General features: G+C 72.6%; 2 protein-coding genes. One reads left to right on the forward strand and one right to left on the reverse strand.

Annotation, left to right across the window (positions count from 1 at the left end):
- The first annotated feature begins 49 nt into the window (after positions 1–49).
- The gene (locus PGH47_RS01675) at positions 50–1,933 is read left to right on the forward strand and encodes a sialidase family protein (protein ID WP_271661863.1); all 1,884 of its coding nucleotides are present in this window, start codon (positions 50–52) and stop codon (positions 1,931–1,933) included.
- A gap of 15 nt (positions 1,934–1,948) precedes the next feature.
- Here the strand turns inward: PGH47_RS01675 and PGH47_RS01680 are convergent, their stop codons facing one another.
- Positions 1,949–20,614 (reverse strand): WXG100-like domain-containing protein, encoded by an 18,666-nt coding sequence (locus tag PGH47_RS01680; protein WP_271661864.1) that lies wholly within the window; start codon positions 20,612–20,614, stop codon positions 1,949–1,951.
- Positions 20,615–20,656: the final 42 nt, after the last annotated feature.

The raw sequence follows: 20,656 nt of genomic DNA on the forward strand, positions 1-20,656 counted from the left end.
AAATGGTACGTGGGATGTTCAGACGAGAGGCACAACGAAGGGCCGCTTCATGCCGTCGAGGCTTCGCGCACACCTGAAGGCCGACCTCGCCGCAGGCGTGGTCCTGGCGACCGCGGCGGCCCTCGTGGGCCCCGCCCACGCCCAACCCGCCAAGGCCGTACCGCTCTTCGAGCAGCGGGTGATCTTCAGGGCGTCACAGGATCCCGGCGGCTACTCGTGCTTCCGGATCCCGGCCGTCGTCCAGACCAACCAGGGCACGCTCCTCGCCTTCGCCGAGGGCCGACACGCCACGTGCGGTGACGCCGGCGACATCGACATCGTGATGAAACGCTCGACCGACGGCGGCCGCACCTGGGGACCGCTCCAGGTCGTCACCGACGGCGCCGGCAACACCCGCGGCAACCCGGCACCGATCGTGGACCGGGAGACCGGCCGCGTCCTGCTGCCGCAGACACACAACACGGCGAGTCCGGACGGCTCCAGCTGTGCCGTCCCGTGCAACCGCACCCCGCACCTCCAGTACAGCGACGACGACGGCCGCACCTGGACCCGGCCGCGCAACCTGAGCTCGCAGATCCTGCCCGCGAGCTGGAACTCCTGGTACGCCAGCGGCCCCGTGCACGGGATCCAGCTCACCCGCGGCGGCCACGCCGGCCGGCTGGTCTTCGGCGTCAACGCCGAGACCTGGAACGGCAGTCGGGTCTCCGCCAACCACGCGGCCCTCATCGTCAGCGACGACGGCGGCACCACCTGGCGCCGCGGTGCCACCGACACCTGGCCCATCGCCACGGACGGCACCTTCCACCAGAAGCCGTCCGAACTCACCATCAGCGAGCGCACCGACGGTGCCATCCTGGTCAGCGGTCGCGAGCAGGACGGCACCGATCTGGGCCACCGCACCCAGACCTTCAGCACGGACGGCGGGGACAGCTTCACCTCCCGGTTCCGTCCCCTCCCGAGCCTGTACACCCCCCAGGTCCAGGGCTCGACGCTGCAACTCGCCGGTGGCCGCCTGCTGTTGTCCTGCCCCGGCGACCCGGACCGCCGCCGGACCATGATGATCCGATCCTCCTACGACGGCGGCAGCACCTGGGACAGCGTGGACCGCGGCACCGTGGTCACCCAGGACTGGTCGGGCTACTCCGACATGGTGCACATCGGCGGCGACGTGGTGGGGCTGATGTACGAGGGCGGCACCGTCGACGCCCGCGACGAGATCCGCTTCGCCCGCTTCAACGAGGAGTGGCTCAAGCCGCGTCGAGGCGCCGACCCGACCACCGCCGACCGTGCCCCGTCGGCCCAGCGAGCGAGCGTACTGGGCGGCGCGGCGCCCGTGACCGGCCGGTTCGGCGGCGCCCTGTCCTTCGACGGCACCGACGACGCCGTACGTCTGCCGTTCCGCAACCAGCTCGAGCTCGGCACCCAGAGCTTCACCGCCTCCCTGTGGTTCCGCTACACCAGCCGGACCGGCGAGCAGCCGCTGCTGTGGATGGGCGGCATCGGCGGCAACCAGCCGCAGTTCTGGCTGCGCGGCGAACCCGAGAACAACCGGGTGCGCGGACTGATGACGGTGCGCAGCGGCGCGACGGCCGTGCGGTCCGCGTCCGTCAGCACCACCGCCGCGCACAACGACGGCCAGTGGCACCACCTCGCACTGCGTCGCGGAGGGGGGCGGCTCACCATGTTCATCGACGGCAGGGCGATCAGCACGGCCGACGTGGCCGGATCCGTCAGCCGCAACTCACCGTTCGGCGTGCACATCGGCCAGCGGATGGACAGCCGGGCGTTCTTCACCGGCCGCATCGACGAGGTCCGCGTCTGGAACCGGGCCCTGACCGACGCCGAACTGACCCGGGTACGCCAGACGAACGTCGGCCCGGCCACCAACACCACCCTGTGGCTGCCGCTGGACCAGGTCACCGCGGGCGGCTGACGAAGGCCGACGCGATCAGGTCGGGTCGGTCTGCTGGATGCTGTCTCCGCGGTTGTTGATCGCGATGTAGGTGCCGATGCGACGGAAGTCGTTCATCACGCCGAACATGCTCTTGTCCGACGGAAGGAGGGCCCGGAGCGGGGAGTCGGAAGGCAACTGGGCGAGGAGCGCTTGCTTGTAGGCGTTGAAGGCCTTGGCCGTGTAGCCGGGCTCCGTCGCCGCCTGCATCCGGTGGTCGTTGGTCACCGCGATCGAGGCGAGGTCCATCAGGTAGCAGTCGATCAGGTCCGTGACGTCCCTGGCCTGCGCGTTCTGCACGCCGTTCGCCGCGTCCTGCGCCAGGATCCGTGCCATCGCCACGACGATGTCGCGGTAGATCCCGTGCCGGGTGCTGCTGGGGAACGCGGCCATGATGTGGTCGGCCTGCCCGGCGCCCTCGGTACTCATCGTGCGCGGCGTCTTCAGGTCCGTCAGGCCCGGTACGGCGAGCGGGACTCCCGCGAACATCTCCTCCTCGTCGGGGATGTTCGTGTTCCGGGAGGCGAGCGGGTGCAGGCCGATCTCGTGGGCCAGCATGCCCATGATGTAGCCGATGTCGTACTTCTCGAAGTAGTAGCTCGCAAGGTTGATGTCCACACCGTCCGTGCCACGGTCGATCACGTCGGCCGGGGTCTCGGTGGTGCGCACGCGGAGGGTGATACGGCAGGTGCGGCCGCCGATGTAGTCCCGGATCGTGTCGTGCTTGCGCAGCAGCTCCATGATGCGGACGGCCTTGGCGAGGTACCTGTCGTCCGTGAACTTGAGATTGGTGAACTCGAAGTTCTCCGAGGAGAACGGCACGTAGGCGGGCGCCGGTTGGGCGTTCTGGTCCTGCTGCACCCGCGCCGGGACTCCGTCGGCCGTCGTGGCGTCGGCCGACTCGGGCAGGGAGACCGGGTCGGGCAGGGAGACCGGGTCGACCCACACCGACTTGTGCGGGACGGGTACGGCCGCGGCACGGGCCGAGTCCCAGGTCTGCGCGGTGTCCCGGTCGGGGGCAGGGGTGACGTCCCCGATGAGGGCGCCGAGCAGGGCCAGGTGCCGGCCGCGGAGGCCGCCTACGGCAAGTGAGGAGTCCTCCGGGGACTCGTGCAGAGCGCCCAGCAGGCTGCCCGGGACGTGCGGGCGGTGCGGAGATGCCGCGTCCCGGTACTCGTCGCGCAGGCCCAACTGATGGGTGAGTTCGTGGACGAACTGGATCGGGTCGGCATCGGCCCACCAGGTGTTCTGGTCCATCACTCGGTCCCGGCTCGCCAGGTCCACCGTCAGCTGCGGGTCGTCGGACGGGTCGACGTGCTCGACGGTCACGTGCAGGCGGTCCCCGTTCGGCAGGCGGTAGGCGGGCGCGTTCAGGAACTCACGCACGCCGGCCGCGAGGCGGTCGCGTACCTGAGCGGCCTGGTCCTGCGAACCTCGGATCGCAAGGCGCACGGTGAGGTCGGTGACCGGCTCGCCCTCGTACGAGAACCGCCTCGCGTCGAAGCCGGCCCGCACCACGAATCGCGGACGGCCATCGCGCGAGCCCCGCGACCGAGGTGTGGTGGGCGGGGTCTGCTGCGGCGGCGCCTCCGTGCCCCGCGGCAGCCGGGGTTGGGCCTCGTCCGTCGCGATGGGCTGCTGGATGCTGTCGCCGCGGTTGTTCGTCGCGAGGCTGGTGGCGAGCTGCGCGAAGTCCCGTACGACTCCGAACAGCCCCTTGTCGGCCGGCAGCAGGGGACGGGCGGGGCTGTCCTCGGCCATGTGCTGGGCGAGCAGGGCCTTGTAGGCGTTGTAGACCTTGGCGGTGTTGCCGGGCTCCTTGGCCGCGTTCATGCGGTAGTCGCTGGTGATCGCGATGGAGGCGACGTCCATGAGGTAGCAGTCGATGAGGTCGGTGACGTCCTTGGCCTTGGCGCCCTCCACGCCGGCCCGCGCGGCCTGGGCCAGCATGTCGGCCATCTTCAGGACGATGTCGCGGTAGATCCCGTGCCGGGTGCTGCTGGGGAACGCGGCCATGATGTGGTCGGCCTGGCCCGCGCTGTCGGTGTTCATGGTGCGCGGCGTCCTCAGGTCCGCCAGGCCCGGCACCGGGAGCGGAATGCCGCGGAACATCGCTTCCTCGTCGGGGATGTCCCTGTTCCGGGAGGCGAGCGGGTGCAGGCCGATCTCGTGGGCCAGCATGCCCATGATGTAGCCGATGTCGTACTTCTCGAAGTAGTAGCTCGCGAGGTTGATCTGCACGCCGTCGTCGCCCAGGTCACGTACGTCGGCCGGGGTTTCCGTGGTCCGCACGTGCAGGGTGATGCGGCAGGGGCGGCCGCCGATGTAGTCCCGGATCGTCGGGTGGTCCCCGAGGAGTTCGATGATGCGGACGGCCTTGTCGCGGTACCGCTCGTTGGTGTGCTTCAGGTTGGTGAACTCGAAGTTCCCCGACTTGAAGGGAGTGAGCGTGCCGTCCTGCGGCATACGGGCCGGGACGTCGGTCCCGGTCTCGGCGGGCCCGGTCCCGGGCAGGGACACCGGGTCGACCCAGACGGACTGACGCGTGACGGGTGCGGTGCTCATACGGGCCGCGTCCCAGGTCTGGTCCTCAGGCTGAGGGTGTGCGGTGACGGGGCCGATGAGCGCGCCGAGGAGGGCCAGGTGCCGCCCGCGGAGGCCGGCGGGCATGAGGGACGCGTCCTCGGGCTGCTCGTCCAGGGCGCCGAGCAGGCTGCCCGGGATGTGCGGACGGTGCGGGGAGTCGGCGTCCCGGTACTCGTCACGCAGGCCCAGCTGATGGGTGAGCTCGTGGACGAGCTGGACCGGGTCGGCGTCCGTCCACCATGTCGTCTGGTCCATCGCCCGGTCACGTCCGGCGAGGTCCACGGTCAGGTGCGGGGCGTCCGTCGGCCGGACCAGCTCGACGGTGACGTGCAGACGGTCGCCGTTGGGGAGTCGGTGGCCGGGGTTGTTCAGGAACTCGTGCACGCCCGCCGTGAGCCGGTCGTACACCTGGGCGGCCTGCGTGTCGGTGCCGCGCAGGGCGACTCGGACGGTGAGGTCGGTGACGGGCTCGCCGTCGTAGGAGAAGCGGCGGGCGTCGAAGCCGGAACGCACCACGTAGCGGGGCCGGTTGTCGCGGGGACGCTGTGGCGTACCGGTCGGCCTCGGTGCCGTTTCAGTGCCGGACCGGGGAAGGCGGGGGCGGGCTTCGTCGGTGGCGGTGCCGGTCTGGATGCTGTCGCCCTGGTTGTTGAACGTGAAGCTGGTGCCCAGGCCGAGGAAGTTGCCGGTGACGTTGTACCAGCTCTTGTCCGCGGGCAGCAGCGGGCGGACGGGGCTGTCGTCGGCCAGCTGCGCGACGAACATCTCCTTGTAGGCGTTGTAGACCTTCGCCGTGTAGCGGGGCTCCCAGGCGGCGTCCTTGCGCCGGTCGTTGGTGACCGCGATGGTCGCCAGGTCCATGAGGTACGTGTCGATCAGGTCGGTGACGTCCTTGGCCTTGGCGCCCTCCTCCCGTGCCTGCGCGTCCTGGGCCAGCACGCCCGCCATCCTCACGACGATGTCGCGGTAGATCCCGTGCCGGGTGCTGCTGGGGAACGCGGCCATGATGTGGTCGGCCTGGCCGGCGCCCTCGGTGCTCATGGTGCGCGGCGTCCTCAGGTCGGACAGTCCGGGCACGGTCAGCGGCACGCCCGCGAACATCTCCTCCTCGTCGGGGATGTTCGTGTTCCTGGAGGCGAGGGGGTGCAGGCCGATCTCGTGGGCCAGCATCCCCATGATGTAGCCGATGTCGTACTTCTCGAAGTAGTAGCTCGCGAGGTTGATGTCGACCCCGGCCTCGCCGCGGTCCGTGACGTCGGCCGGGGTCTCCGTCGTGCGCAGGTGCAGGGTGATCCGGCAGGGGCGGCCCCCGATGTAGTCCCGGATCGTGTCGTGCTTGCGCAGCAGGTCGATGATGCGGACGGCCTTGTCGCGGTAGGTCTCGTTGGTGTGCTTCAGGTTGGTGAACTCGTAGTTGCCCGACTTGAAGGGGGTGATCGTCGCGTCCTGCGGCATGCGGGTAGGGACGTCGGTACCTTCCTCGACCGACCCGGCCCCTGGCAGCGAGACCGGGTCGACCCAGACCGACTCGCGAGGGACGGGCGTGGCGGCCGTACGGGCCGCTTCCCAGGTCTGGTCTCCCTGCTGCGGCTGCGGCGTCACGTCGCCGATCAGGGCGCTCATCAGGGCCAGGTGCCGCCCTCGGAGACCGGCGGCCATGAGCGAGGCGTCCTCGGGCTGCTCGTCCAGGGCGCCGAGCAGGCTGCCGGGGATGTGCGGACGGTGCGGGGAGTCGGCGTCCCGGTACTCGTCACGCAGGCCCAGCTGATGGGTGAGTTCGTGCACGAGGTGCGCCGGAGACGCGTCCGCCCACCATGTCGTCTGGTCCATCGCACGGTCCCGGCCCGCCAGGTCCACGGTCAGGTGGGGCGAGTCGGCGGGGTCCACATGCTCGACGGTCACATGCAGCCGGTCGCCGTTGGCCAGGCGGTGGCCGGGGTCGTTGAGCAACTGCCGTACACCCTCGGCCAGTTGGCGGCGCACATGTTCGGCCTGCCCCTCGGGTCCGCGGATCGCCAGGCGCACCGTGAGGTCGGTGACCGGCTCGCCGTCGTGCGAGAAGCGGCGGGCGTCGAAGCCGGAACGCACCACGAAGCGGGGCCGGTTGTCGCGCGGGCCTCGTGGGACCGGCGGGGTGGCGGTGGGCTCGTCTGGACCGGGCGACAGGGTCTGCGGCAGTCGCGGCGATGTGCCCGCTTCCGGGGAGTCGGGCATGGCGTCCGTGTCCATGGCCTCGTCGCCGGACTCGTACTCGGACGAGGACCCGGCGGGATTCTGCTCGTGCGTGCCCTCGGTCCGCTCACCCTGGAGTACGCCGCCCTGGTCCAGGTAGGCGCCGATGTTCTCCGCGTTGTCCCTGATGTGCTGCACCAGTTGCGGCCGTTGCCGCATCCACTGGGGCATGCGCCAGCCGGGGAAGAACATTCCGTGGGTGCCGGCCGCCTGCACCCGGTAGCCGAGCCTGCTCCCGATGTGCTCGTTGACCGCCTGGTAGGCGAGGTCGCACGAGGCGCAGGCCATCTTGAACCCGCCCAGCGGCAGCGTCTGGGGCGCGTTCGGGTCGCCGGGGTTGCTCTCCCAGTGCGCGACCCAGTGCCCGAGCAGCGTCAGCTCGCCGTGCTCCGAGCCGTGCGCCCCGGGTGCCGGGGTGCCGTCCCGACCTGCCACGTTGAGGATGCGTGGGTGCGCCAATGCCCGCTGGACGAGGTCAAGTTCGGGCGAGTCCGGGTGGTAGAGCCGGTACCAGCCGGTGGCCAGCGCCCGGAGCTTCGTACGGTCCCGTACGTCCCGTGCGACACCGGGCCGCCTGCGCGCCAGCCACCGCTCGTCGCGCCGCCACCGCCGGCGCTCCTCCGTCAGTCGCTGCTGCTCCTGCCCGGCGGCCGTCTCGTCCGCCAGCAGGGTGTCCCACTGCTGCTGAAGCGTGTCGTCCCACTCACCCGTCTCGTACTGCTCCTCCAGCCGTGTCCGCAGCTCCGCCTGTTCGGCGGACCGCCGGGCGAGGTCCCGCTCCTCCTGCTCCATCCGCGCCGACCACTGCCGGTGGGACTCCTCGTCCCTCGACCACTGCTCCAGTTCCCGCACCCGCTGCGTACCGCCGGGCTCCTGTCCGGAGACGAACCAGCGCAGTTCCTGCTCCACCGAGGCGGCCTCGTCGGCGGTGAGCGCCTTCGCGCCGGTGTTGCCGGCGATGCCGAGCGAACCGTCCGGCAGCACCGTGACGGCGATGTGCGGGGTGACCTGGGCGTCGGCCTGACGGTCCGACTTGCGCAGCGCTTCCTTCACCAGGCGGGCCACCCGGTCCAGCATCCGCAGCGTCACCTCGCGGTCCCGCTGGGACGTGCCGGGCGGGTTCGTCTGCGTGAAGGGGACGCCGATCCCCAGGCCGAGTGCCTCCCGCAGCGCCTCGTACTCCTCGGACGACAGCCGGCCGGCCTGCTCCACCTGGTCCAGGGCCTCGGGCACGCCGATGCCGGTGTGCTCGGTGAACGCGCTGTCGAACGCCACGTCCGGGAAGCCGCCGAGCTGAGCATTGCGGCGTCGCACCACGTCCAGCAGGGCGTCGGCCCGCAGCTCGGCCTCGTCGAGCAGGTCGGCGAACCCGACCGCGAACGCGTGCTCCGGGCTCGCCTCTACGGCCGCCCGCTCGCCCTCGGAACCGGAGTCGAGGTCCATCTCGACGTCGGAGTCCGCGCCCGCGTCCGTCGTCTCGCCCGCCCCCGACAGCGTGCTGAGGTCGTACGCCTCCTCCTCCCCGGGCATGCCCGGGAGGTCGCTGCCGGTCGGCGACGGGGGCAGGGGGACGGTGGCCGGGTCCTGGTCCGACAGCGACGGGACGGTCTCGGAGGCCGGCGGGGGCGGGGCGGGTGCCGGGGTGCGCAGGACCAGGGGGACGAAGTCGCCGCCGCGGCGGCGGAGTCGCAGGTGCGGGCCGGATTCACCGGACGGGCCGGCGTAGGTGTGGGCGGTGCCGTTCTCCTCGACGAGGGTGACGGTGGTGCCCGTCGCGGCGGCGGCCCACTCGGCCACCGCTCGGTCGGCCCCGGGACCCCAGGGGGCCTCGGCGAGATGGCGGCGCAGGTGTCCGTCGCGGGCGTCCTGGCTCGGTGCGAGTGCGCCCGGGCGGACGGTGAGGGGCGGTGGCGCGAACAGCGAGTCGCGTTCGGCGCGGGCGCCGGGCAGGCCGTTCAGGCGCATCAGCTGGGCGGGCGGTGCGTCGGCGCGCAGGCGCAGTCGTGTCGCCTCGTGGCGGTCCAGGCCGGGCTGTCGGGCCGCGTGGTGCAGGGCGGTGGTGAGCGCGGCGAAGAAGCCGTTGCCGCGGCCGGTGGGGGTGCCCTGCGTGTAGGTGGCGCCGTCCGGTGCGGTGAGGACGCCGTCGCGGGCGAGACGGTAGCGCGGGCCGGTGCTCTCCGCGGGCGGGTGCCAGGGCGGGTTGGTGTGACTGCGGTGCGCGGCGGCGGTGTCGGTGAGGTCGGTGTCGGAGGTGCCGGTGCCGGAAGTGGTCGCCGGCGCAGGCAGCGGGGTGGCGACCGGGGGTGGGGTGCCGGGCGGGAGGGCCGCGTGGAAGTAGCCGCCGGCGGCGAACAGGACGGGGTCGGCGGCCGGATCTACGGCGGCCGGGTCGGTGCCGTGCGGGAGGAAGCGCTGCTCGCGGCCCTCGCCGGTCACGACGGTGACCGGGGTGCCGAGGAGCCGGGCGGCGAGGGCGGGCAGCAGGTCGGCGCCGCCGTGGTCGCCGGCGCGGCGGTCCGGCGGGGCGGGCTGTGCGGCGCTGCTCCGCGGCGGCTCGCTCGTGAACGGCCGGAGCATGGCGGCGGTGGCCAGCGCCACCCGTTGCCCGGGGGTCGGCCAGAGCGTCTGCGGGAGACGGCCGAAGGCGTCGAACTCGGCCTGCTGGGCGGGGGTCAGCCGCACTTGCGCGAAGTCGAGTTCGTCCTGGGTGAAGGTGTCCGCGGCGTCGAGGGCGAGGGTGTCGAGCAGGTCCTCGTTGCGGTTCTCGCCCAGCTCCCAGGCGAGGCGGTTACGGGCGGCCCGCACGGCCCGTTCGGTGAGGGCCGGGTCGCCGGGGGCGGCGGTGAACCGGGCCGCGAGGTCGCTGCCGAGGAGGTGGGGCAGCCGGCCGCGGTCCTGGGCGACGGCGATCAGGGCGTGGAAGAACGAGGCGCCGTCGTGCGGCATGTCGTGCACCTCGCGCACCGTGGTGCCGTCGGGCGAGGTGAGGGTGCGCGGGGCGGAGTCGGTGGCCTCGGTGATCCGGTACGGCTCGGGTGCCTCGGAGCGCCAGGCCGGCTCGGTGTACTCCTGCGCCCGGTCGGGCACCTGGACCGTCGCCCGGCCCTGGTGGTGGGCGGTGAGGCGGGATGCCGCGAGGTGCAGCCGGTGGTGGTCCGCGGCGGCGGCATCGGTGTGTCCTTGCCAGCGGCGGACCTCCTCGCGGGCGGCCTGCCAGGCGGCGACGGCCGGGGACTGGGCCACGGACTGCGGCAGGACGGTCGGCAGGTCGGGCTGGTCGTCGCCGAGTGCGGCCTGTTCGTCCGCGGTCAGGTCCAGCCAGGTCTCGCGGGCCCTCGCCCGGGCGTCGTAATAGCCCTTCTCGGCGGCGGCGAGGTCGCCGGCCGCCTTGGCCATGGCGTCCCAGGCCGCGCCGACCTCATCGGGGAAGGTGGTGTCGTCCAGGAGGCCGTAGTCGCGGGCGATGTCCTCGCGGAGCCAGACCAGGGCGGTGGTCTCGGCCTCGGCGGCGCGTGGGCCGCGTTTCGCCTTGCCGAGCGCGTGCAGCGGGCGGCTGTCGGTGAGGTGGTGGTCCACTTCGGCCACGGACAGCCAGCTCACCGGGATCGCGAAGAGCATGCTGCGGTCGGTGACGACCTTGAGGTGAGTGCCGAGGGTGGTGTCGACGGTGCCCTTGAGGCCGGTGCCGTCGTTCGAGCCGCCGATCGGGACCGAGGCGCCCGGGTTGGTGACGCCCGCGTTGCTGTTGCCCGCGAGCGGCGAGGTGCCGACCACACCCTCGACGTTGTCGGTGATACCGGCCTCCAGCGCGTCGGAGGTCTTGGAGCGCTGCATGGCCTCCATACGCGGTTTGTTCTCGACGGCGAGCAGCCGGGCGCCGGTGCGGTGCATCTTCGCGTAGAGGCGGGAGTCGGCGGTGTGGGACTGGCCGAAGAGGCGGGCGGACGCCTGGGCGGGGAGCTGTGAACCGTTCGTGCCGAGGGCCTCGCGGAAGCCGGAGGTGAGGCCGACCTGTGTGGTGGCCTCCTGCTGGGCCTGCGCGGGGGCGGTGCCGAGGCCGGTGAGCGGGGTGAGACGGGCCATGCGCACGCGTTCGGTGAGGACGTTGCCGGTGTGGCGGCGGCCGAGGTCGCTGTCGCCCATGCCGTCGGCGCGGGCGGTGGCGAGGGTCAGGGCGTCCTGCACGTTGGCCGCGCCCCGGATGTCGACGGCGAGGATGCCGGAGCCGATGCGGTCGTCGAAGGGCAGCACGTCCGGGTCGGCGTTACCGGTGCCGTCGTCTCCGCTCCGCCAGGCGGCGATGCCCTGCGGACGTGCCTGATCGGCGGTCAGCATCTGCACCGCGCGCTCCGGTTCGGGCACGTCCTCCTCGGTGAGCATGCCGTCGGTGCCGTCATCGGTGGGGGTGAGCAGGCCGGCCGGGACGATCTCGTTGAGCGTGCCGACCGACGTCACGGCCCGGGGAGACAGCGCTTCGCCCGAGGCGTCGGTCATGGTGACGGTCAGGATGTAGCTGGTGACGATCTCGGCGTGCGCCTGGGTGGTGGCGATGTTCGGCATCGAGGTGTTGCCGGTTGTCTCGGTCCGGGTGCTGGAGCGCTGCTTGGCGGCCGTGCCCTGGAGCGAGGGGTTGGCGAGGAGGATTCCGCTCTCCGCCGCGCGCTGACCGGTGGCGAGCGTGACATCGGCGCCGCGGTCCTGGGAGGAGCTGCCGGAGTTGTCGCGGGCGGTGGTGCGGTAGTCCTCCAGCTCGAAGCCGGTGCGCAGCCGTTCCACGGTGGTGGTGACCGGGGTCAGCTTGAACCGGACCTGTGCGGGGCTGCCGCCGACCGGCAGCCGGCTCGGGCTGCGCCAGGTGCGGTAGCGCACCGGCAGGGTCATTCCGTCGGTCGTCAGCTCGTGCAGATGGGCGCGCAGGAAGTCCGGGGAGAGCCGCTGGAGGACCTGTTCCCGGTCGTGCGAGGACACGCCGATCTTCGTCATCCGTCCCATGAGCTGCTGGGCGGCATGGCTCGCGTCGAGCTGGCCGCTCGGGTGGCCGGGGAAGCGTCGGCCGCGCAGGAAGGGCGGCACGCGGTAGCCGCGGCCGAGGTTGCGCGGGGTGTCGGTGCCGAGGCCGTCGGGGGCGAGCCCGGCCTCGATGACGTCCTGCATGGGCAGGTGGAACATCACGGCGTCGCGTACCCGTTGGAGCGCGGCGGCGGCCCGGCGCGGGGCGAGTGCGCGGCCGAGGCCCTCGGACAGTCGTCCGGCGGCGGAGCTGATCCCGGCGCCGACGCGGGTGCCCACGGTGCCCATCGCGGCCGTCCAGCGGTCCCGTACGGCGACGGTCTCGGCGGCGTCGGCGACCACCAGGTACATCCGGCCGGCGTAGGTGAGGGTCGTGTTGCGTCCCCGGGTGAGGGTCTGGGCGACGCTGCGGCCCTTGCCCCAGGCGTACTGGAGGGCGGTCGAGTAGGAGCCGACCACGGCCGGTCCGCCGGGTGCCTGCTGGAGCGGCATGTCGGCGCCCTGGACGCCGAGGGTGGTGCGCGAGACGGTGCTCGCGCTGCCGGCCACCCGGTGCTCGTTGCCGATGGTCGCCTCGAGGCTGGCCGCCTTCGGGTCGCTCTTGACCCGCAGGTTGTCCAGTTCGCCGCGGACCGCGGCCTTCAGGTAGTGGGTCTGAAGCGGTCCGGCGCCGTTGAGTCCTGTGATGCGGGAGCCGAACGGGCCCAGGTACTGGCCGAGTTGACCGGCCACGTGAAGGTTTGCCATCGCCCGGCGCAGCGCGCTGCGCACCGGGGCGCCGGGCGCGCTGACGTGCCAGGAGGTGCCGGAGGCGCGGTCGGCGGTGTCCTGTACCAGCTGCTGGCGCTGGGCGCCGCCCTCGGTGCTGAGCACCACGTGCGGGGCGCGCAGCAGCCTGCGGACGAGACGTTGGCTCGCCGGGTCCGTCCTCGGCAACGGGCGGGTGCCGTCGAGGAGTTGGTCGGCCTCGACGGCGGAGAGCCGCACGGGCGCCGGTACGGGTCCGGTGGGCGGTGGGTCGGCGGGGGCGTGCCGTTCGGAGGCGTGCGCCGCGGGCACGGCCAGCTCCACGCGGCCCACGGTCTCGCTGCCCCGGTTGAACAGCGGGCGCTCCTCGACCTTGCTGACGAAGACGCCGGCGCCGAGGAGGCCGAGCGAGGCGAGCCGGGCCCAGCCGCGCGGGCGGCGGTGTCCCTCGAAGGAGGCGCCCAGTTCCACCTGGTAGCTGTAGAGGTCGGCGCCGTTCTGGAACATCAGGTGGTCGTGGGTGACAGCGGCCGTGCTTCGGGTGGCCTTCTGGTCGGTCTTGGCGTAGCGGGCGCCCACGGACACGTTGCCGGTCTGCCGCGGCACCCCTGCCTCGGGCACCTTGTCGTGGTCGCGCGGGGAGATGCCAAGCTCGACACCGCCGGAGAGGGTGATCGAGGCCTGCTGCCCTTGGCCGGACACCTCGGTGCCGATCACCGCGTTGCGCAGCGAGCGTTCGCTCATGGTGGTCTCGAACCGTCGGTCGGTGAGCCTCGCCCGCAGGATCAGCGTGTGATGGCCGCGGCTCACCTTGCCGTCCTCGGTGAGGGTGACCGGCACGCCGGTGGTGGTCAGGTCGTCCAGACTCTGCGCCAGGCTGGGCCGGTTGAGCGCCTCGCGGACCTGCCGGTCGTTGTGCAGCGCGGTCCGCATCCGCCCGTCGCCGTACCAGAACCGCGCCAGCCGCGGGTACCGCAGCATCAGCGGCGGCACGAACAGCGACGGGTAGGAGCGGTGCAGCGTGTCGAGGACGGAGTCGGCGAAGGCGCGCAGCGGGTCAGGCCGGGCGGGCTGCCCGTCCTGGTTCTGCGACGGGTTCTGCTGTGCGTTGTCCCCCTGGATCGGCACGGGGTTCTGCTGTCCGTTCTCGCCCTGGGTCGGCACGGGGTTCTGCGGGCGGTCGGGTCGGAAGCCCTCGGCGCGGACCTGGCCGCTGAGGTGTACCGGGTCCTCCCGCGTGAGGTACCACGGCACCGGCGGTTCGGCGTCCGGGTTCGGGCCCGTCTGTCCGGGCGTACGGCTGTCCCAGCCGGCCAGTCGGCGTGCGTCCTGGGTGGAGATCCAGTCCAGGCTGACCACCCGCACCGGGCGGGCCGCGGACGCCGGTTCGCCGGCCTTGCGCACCATGAGCGTGCGCTCCACCCGGTAGAGCGCGACCGGGTGGTTGCGCAGCCGGCCGGTGGTCTTGCGGGCCGCGTCGGTGCCGAGGTAGTGGCCGCGCCCGGAACTGAGGTCCGCGCGGACGAGCGGCCCGCCCTGGAGGCGTACGTCGGTCTCCGGGCCGACGAGGGTGTAGTTGGGACCGGCGGTGATCTGGACGCCGAAGCGGGTGTCGCGGACGTGGCCGCGCTCGTTCTGGTACGTGGTCTGGGTGAGGTCTCGCAGCTCCGCCTTGACCGACTCGGCGACCAGGGTGGCCCGGTGCGGGATCGACCGTTCCACGACCAGGTGCCCCAGCGGATGCTGCCCGCTCCCCCGCGTCAGCTCCGGCCCGCTGACCGGCCCGGAGAATCGCCCGAACAGGCCGAGCAGCCGCCCCGGACGGACGTACGAGATCAGTGTGCGGTGCGCCGAACTGCCGGGCCGGGCACCGGAGATGGCGAGGGCGATGTCCTCCGGCGGGTCGACCAGGTGCAGTCCGGTGGTGTCGGCCATCCGCGGCTCGGTCCCGTCCGGGAAGGTGAGCGTCTCCGGGGCCCGGCGGGGTCCGTTGAACGGCACGGTGAGGTCGTCGGGCAGCCGCCAGCTCAGTCCGTCCCGCATGGCGAACCGGGCCGTGTGCACCTGGCTGCGCCGCCAAGTCGGGGCCGTCGCGGGCGCGGTGGCCGGGCCCGTGGTCTTCGGGGCCTCGGTGACGCGCTCCACCCGGACCCGGTAGTGGACGTCGTCCAGGTGCAGGTGCGAGCCCTCGTGGGCGCGGTGCTCGGTCTGGTGGTACGCCTGGGTGCCGAGGGAGTAGTCGGTGCGGCGGGTCCAGCCCAGCGAGACGCCGATCTTCAGCAGCCAGTTGAGCGGCGGGCCCATGCCCAGCGCGCCGGCGATCCGGCGTCCGGATCCGACGCTGCGCCCGCCGCCCGTACCGGCCTGCCCGCGCCGCATGGTGTCCACGCGGGTGGTGCCGCCGTTCGGTTCGGAGAAGCGTTCCCAGCGGTGGTACGGGATGGCCTCGACGGTCATCTCGTGGCCGACGCCGGACTTCTCCCGGCCCACGAAGCGTGCGCCGCGCGGGGCGGTGAAGGCGCCGGGCTGGTCGGTCAGCAGGCGCAGCAGTTCCGCCTCGTCGAACTGGTCGCGCAGCTTCTTCGGCAGCTGCCCGAGGATCTCCGCGGCGACCTGCTCGGGCGAGCGCAGGGTGAGGACACCGGGGCCGGCGAAGAGACCGGTCGGCCGGCCCCTTCGGTCGCCGTCGGTGCGGGCCTCGGGGCCGCCGCCGTCCGGATCCGGATCGGCGCCCGGGTCGATGAGGACGGTGGGCAGCCGGCTGCCGTCCTCGAAGGTGACGGTACGCGGTGCCGGGCCCGGCTGCCGGGCGTCCGGCCCGGTCAGCAGGCGGGCCGGACGGTGCCTTTCGAGCTGCGTCTCCAGCGGTACCGGGTCGCCCCGGTCGGGGATCTCGGTGCCGGGGCTGTCGAGGTCGGTGATCCCGCCCATGCCGCGCAGCCACTCACCGAAGGGATCGTCGCCTTCCGGCTCGTCGGTGGCCGGGTCCGCGAGGGGCGTGACTGTGTCCGGTACGGGGGTGAGCGGGGCGGTGGCCGGGACCAGGGCGTCGAAGTGGTCGGTGCCGTTGTAGGCCAGGTGCAGGGTGCCGCCGCTGCCGCCGGGATGGAGAGGGGTGACGAGGGCGTTGGCCGGTGCGTGCGGGTCGGCCTGGACGAGGCGCAGATCGAGGTCGAGGGTGTGGGCCAGCGCCTGCGGGAGCACGTCGGCGAACGGGGAGGCCCACAGCGCGGCGTGTTCGGCCGCCGCGGCGATGAGTCCCTCGGTGCCGAGCCGACGTGCGTCTGCGGGGGTGGGCGCGATCCCGGCGAGTTGCGGATAGCCGCTGTCACGGAGGATGCGCCGCCACCGCCGGGCGTCACCGTCATTGACGACGGCCTGCGCGATGCCGTTCCAGCGCTGAGTGATCCTGCGCTGCGCGTCGGGGTTCCGCACCCCTGCGACCGCGGTCATCCGCAGGTCGTCCACCACGGCGAGCACCGGGTCCGGGGTGGCCTCGGCCGCCGCGGCGGCCAGTTCGGACCCGGTGATCCGGTCACGCAGCAGTCCGCGCAGCCCGGCGACGTTGCGCGCGGCCCAAGCCGGCGGTACGTCCTGGCTGCGCGCGCTGTCGAGCAGTGCCCGGAACAGGCAGTTGCCGCCGCCGGGGGTGTCCAGCCGCCGGAAGTTCCGGCCGTCCGCCCGCACGCCGTCCGCGGTCGTGGCGTCCTTGCTGAACAGGGTCAGATCCTCGGCGAGGCTCTCCGGGCGGCTCGGCGTGGGCGCCAGGTCGGGCCTGCGCCGCGCGAGTTCGGCGGTGTCCTCGGCGCTCAGGTTCAGCTCGGACAGCGGCAGCGGGGTGCTGGAGAGCGACCAGGTGATCTGCGCAGACGGCGCGTAGCCGAGCCCGCGCACGTCCTCCGGCGAGACCAGGGTGCCCGGCGGGAGCGCGGGCGGCGGCGGGGGCAGCAGGTCGTCGAGTGTGGTGTCGGGTCCGGCGGTGGAACGCAACTCGGCCGCAGCGCGCAGAAAATCGGTGTACTGCTCCGTCGTCGGTCCGGTCGCCGGATCGACCGTGCCGCCGTGCCGGTCGCTGACCATCCGGCGCAGCAGGTCCGGCGTCATCCGGCCGTCGCCGTAGCGGGCCGCGGTGTCCGGACTGAGCCAGCGCAGACCGTCCACGTACGCCAGCCCGGCGAGCAACTCCCGGTTCTCCGGCTTCTGTTCGGCGTCCGGGCCGAGCGCGTCGCGCAGGGTGCGGATCTGCTGGAGAGTACGGGCCCGGGCGAAGGCGTCGGCCGGCTCCGGGCCCGTGTGCAGACCGGCGTCGCGGGCCAGCGCGTCCAGGTCGGCGCCGCCGGGCTCCGGGGTGAACAGCCGCCAGCGTCCCGGCCCGTCCGCGCCCTCGGTGAGTACCGCGCGGACGTCGCCGTCCCGGTCCCGGGCCGTGCCGACCTCGGTGGTCGGGGCGTACACGGGCCGTCCGGTGCGGTTCGCCACGTGCTGGGCCACCGGCAGCCCCGCCACCAGCGGCTGCCGGCCGGTCTCGCAGGAGAACAGCACGAGCGGCCGCTGCTGATCGCCGGCCTGCGCCCAGGACTTGAGCACCTCGCCGAGCTGCACACCGCTGACCTTGACGGTGGGGCGTGCCGCGTCCTCGGTGCCCAGCGTGACGGTACGCGCCGTGCCGTGCCCCACGAAGTAGTCGGCACCCTGGTCGGTGCCGGCCCCGGGGAGGGCGGCCGGTGGTCCGGTGAACACCGTGCGGGGCGGGGCCGACGGGGTCGGACCCGAAGTGGTGCGCACCCCGCGGAAGGTGTCCTGGCCGAGCAGCGCCCGACGGCCCGCGGCACGCGACGTACCGTCCTCGGCGGGGCTCTGCGAGATGGTCAGCGTCTGAACGGCCCGCCCAGGCTGCGGCTTTACGACGGACCCCGGCACCCAGCGCCGCAACTGCGCCAGCGGGACCGAGTGGCCGTCCAGAGTGGTGACCGCCGGCTCACGGGTGGGGGTGTTGCCGTCGCCGGAGGTGGCTTCGGTGTCTACGGCGTCCGTCGGCCGCACGATGACGCGGCCCTGCGGCGGGACTGCCACGGCGAGCGCGGGCGTGCTCGTGTCCTGCGTCCCGGGTGGGGGCGGGGTGCCGTCGTCGCCGGGTCCTCGTCCGCCACCGGTGCCGGGCGCGTTGCCGCCGGTGCCGTTGGTGTGTTGCGACTCCAGGTGCAGGTCGGTGGCCGTCTCGGTCCAGGGGCGGGACAGGGTGGCGAGTTTGGACGCGGCGGGGAGGGTGGAGACCGTGGAATCGGAGGTGATTCCGTTGCTGTGCAGGGGTGTTGAGGACTCGGTGAGCACCTTCTTGGGCGGCGCGACGGTGGAGGTGCTCACCGGGTCGCCGTCGGTCGTCACGGTGCCCTGGGTGGCGGGGCGGGGCGCGGGGCCGAGGGCGTCGGCGAGCGGAAGCAGGATGTCCGCGCCGGGGAAGGCCGTCTCGGTCGGGACCGTGGCCGCAGTGGTGTCGTCGGGCGTCGGCGCAGGGCCGGTGAGCGGGCGTACGCGGACCGGCGCGCCCGGTCCCTCCCGCGTGAGCTCGACGGCGGCGCGAACCGGCCGCCCCGCCCCGTCCGGCGTGACCGCCGGTCCCAGCACGACGACCCGGTCGGCCCCGGCCCGGTCCAGCAGGTCGGCGGCCTCCGGGGACCCCTCCCCCGGCATCGCCCCGTCCGAGACGACGATCGTCAGCGGTGGCGCCTGGCTTACGTCGCCGGTGTCGGCGTAGGACCCGGTGGTGCTCACCTTCGGCGGAGCGTCGGTGATGTCGGTGTGCGGGGTGGGGACGTTCTCGGAGGAATTCTCCGCCGGGGAGGACGTGGTCTCCGGAGCGGAGGACGTTTCCGAGGTCACGGAGGGCTGCGCGGAACCGTCCTGCGTGATCTGCGGACCGTCCGGCATCGCCGTGGATTCCGGCGTGCGGGTGCCTTGGGACTGCGAACCCGAGGGAGTCTGGGTGGTACCTCCCGGCGTGGCCGCACCGCCCGGCCGGGCGCCAGTGTTGGTCCCGGGCGCGGGCTGGGAGCCATTGGACGCGACAGGGTTGCCGCCGACCTGGCTCGGCGCCTCCTGCTCGGCTGTCCCGTCCGCGCTGTTCTGGACGGTCACGTCCGAAGTGCTGTAGCCGTCACGACCGTTCGGGAGGATCACATCCGAAGTGCCGTTGCCGTCGCCACCGTTCGGGGAGATCACATCCGAAGTGCCGTTGCCGTCGCCACCCTTCTGGACACTCCCAACCGACGTGCCGGTGGTGTCGCTCTCCGAGGACCCCAGCCCGCCGAGCGAGTCCTCCACCGTCGTCGGTGTGCCGAAGCCGTCCAGCGCGCGACGGACCTCGTCGGCGTCGACCTGGAGCGCCGGGCCGTCCCCGGCGGGCACCACGCGGACCTCCGGCACCTGCGAGAGGTTGCCGTGCAGGCTGTCGCGGACGTCGATCTCCGCGTTGCCGGGCGCCTGGGTGCCGCGCAGGGCGGCGATGTCGTGCAGGGCCTGCTCGCGCACGTCGGCCGGGCCGTTGTGGACCTGCTGCCACAGGGCGTTCTCGGCGGCAGTCGCGGGCAACGAGCCCGGGGAGTACGGCGGAGGGTCCTGGGTGCTGTAGAGCGGAGGGTCCTGGCTCGTGTACGGCGGCGGGCTGTCCACGGAACGGGGCGTGGTGGACGTACGCGTGGAGCCGGCGCCGCCGGTCAGGTCCGTGTTCGAGGGGCCGCCGGTGCGGTCGGGGCCGTCGCCGTCCTGGGTGCGTGAGGGGTCGGCGGTGTTCCTGGTGTCGGAGTCCCTGGTGTCGCCGCCCGTGTCACCGGTGTCGGCGGAGACGGTGGGCGGCTGGTTGCGCAACTTGTCTATGACGTGGCGCAGTTCGGCGCCGCTGTTGAGGGCGGTGTCGGTGAGCGTGGCCTCGACCTGGCTGCTGATGCCCGCGCCGACGAAGGTGGACCAGCTGGTGGACCAGTCGCCGTCGAAAGCGCCCTTGATCAGGATCTCCGCGAGTGCCTCGCCGGCGCCGGCGGCCAGGAAGTCGGACGTCCCCTTGATCCCGTAGTGCCCGGCCAGTGCGCCCGGCCGGTCGGCGTTGTTGCGCAGGATCTGGTTGTTGCGCCACAGGTTCGGGTTGTTCCGGAAGGAGAGCGGGTTGTTCCGGAAGGTCACCGGCGGGTTGTTCGTGAGCCCCGGGCCGTTGGAGTTCGGGCCGTTCGCGTTCGGAACGGGGTCCGGCCTGTCCTTCGGGCTGGGCCCGGGGTCGGGATCGGGCTTGAGGTTGGGACCGGGGCCGTTGTTCTTGAACTCGGGGTTCGGGGTGTTCTTCAGGTTGGGGTTGGGCTTGAAGTCGAGGTCGGGCCCGTTCTTGAGGAAGTTGTTGTCCCAGCTCTTGACGATCTTCTTCGCGATGTCGTCGAAGATGCTGGTGAGGAAGCCCGCGGCGGCGCCGAACGCGGCGGACTTCAGGATGTCGTTCCAGTCGAAGCCGTCGGGTCGGCGGCCGTTCGGGGCGAAGTTCATCATCGCCAGCCGCACGGCGAAGGTGGTGAACGCCTCGGCGAACGCCTCCGTCAGCGAGGGCGCCAGGTGCAACCGCTGGAGCAGGTGGGTGAGGGTGGTGAGGATGAGGAACCGGCTGCGCAGCTTGGCCATCATGATCTGGCTGGCCGAGGCGCCACCGGTGAAGAAGGACATGGCCAGGTAGATGGCGATCTCGATGAGCAGCCGGATGACCTCGGCGATGACCTGCCACTTGGACTCCATGATGTCCATGGAGGTCTTGCGCCGGCCCTCGGCGATCTTGTCGAGCTGCTCGGCGAACTCCCGCAGGTAGTTCTTGCCGCCGTCGTCGATGAGCATGCCCATCGCCTTGGCGTACGACTTGGACAGGTCGTCCGGCATCACCTCGGCGATGTCGTGGACCGACTTGTCGATCAGCGAGGACAGCCGGTCCACCTTGCGGCCGAGGCCGGAGTAGGGCCGGCGGCTCTCGTAGGCGAGGTCCTCGTCGGCGTCGATGAGCTTCTCCCCGGTGAGGATGAAGATCATCGCGTTGACCTCGGGCGATGCCTTGATGCTCATCGGGGGCCGTCCTGGGAGTCGAGCGGGCAGGACGGAGCGGCC

Origin of the sequence: Streptomyces sp. HUAS 31, from assembly GCF_028198125.1 — a bacterium.
Classification (GTDB): Bacteria; Actinomycetota; Actinomycetes; order Streptomycetales; family Streptomycetaceae; genus Streptomyces; species Streptomyces chartreusis.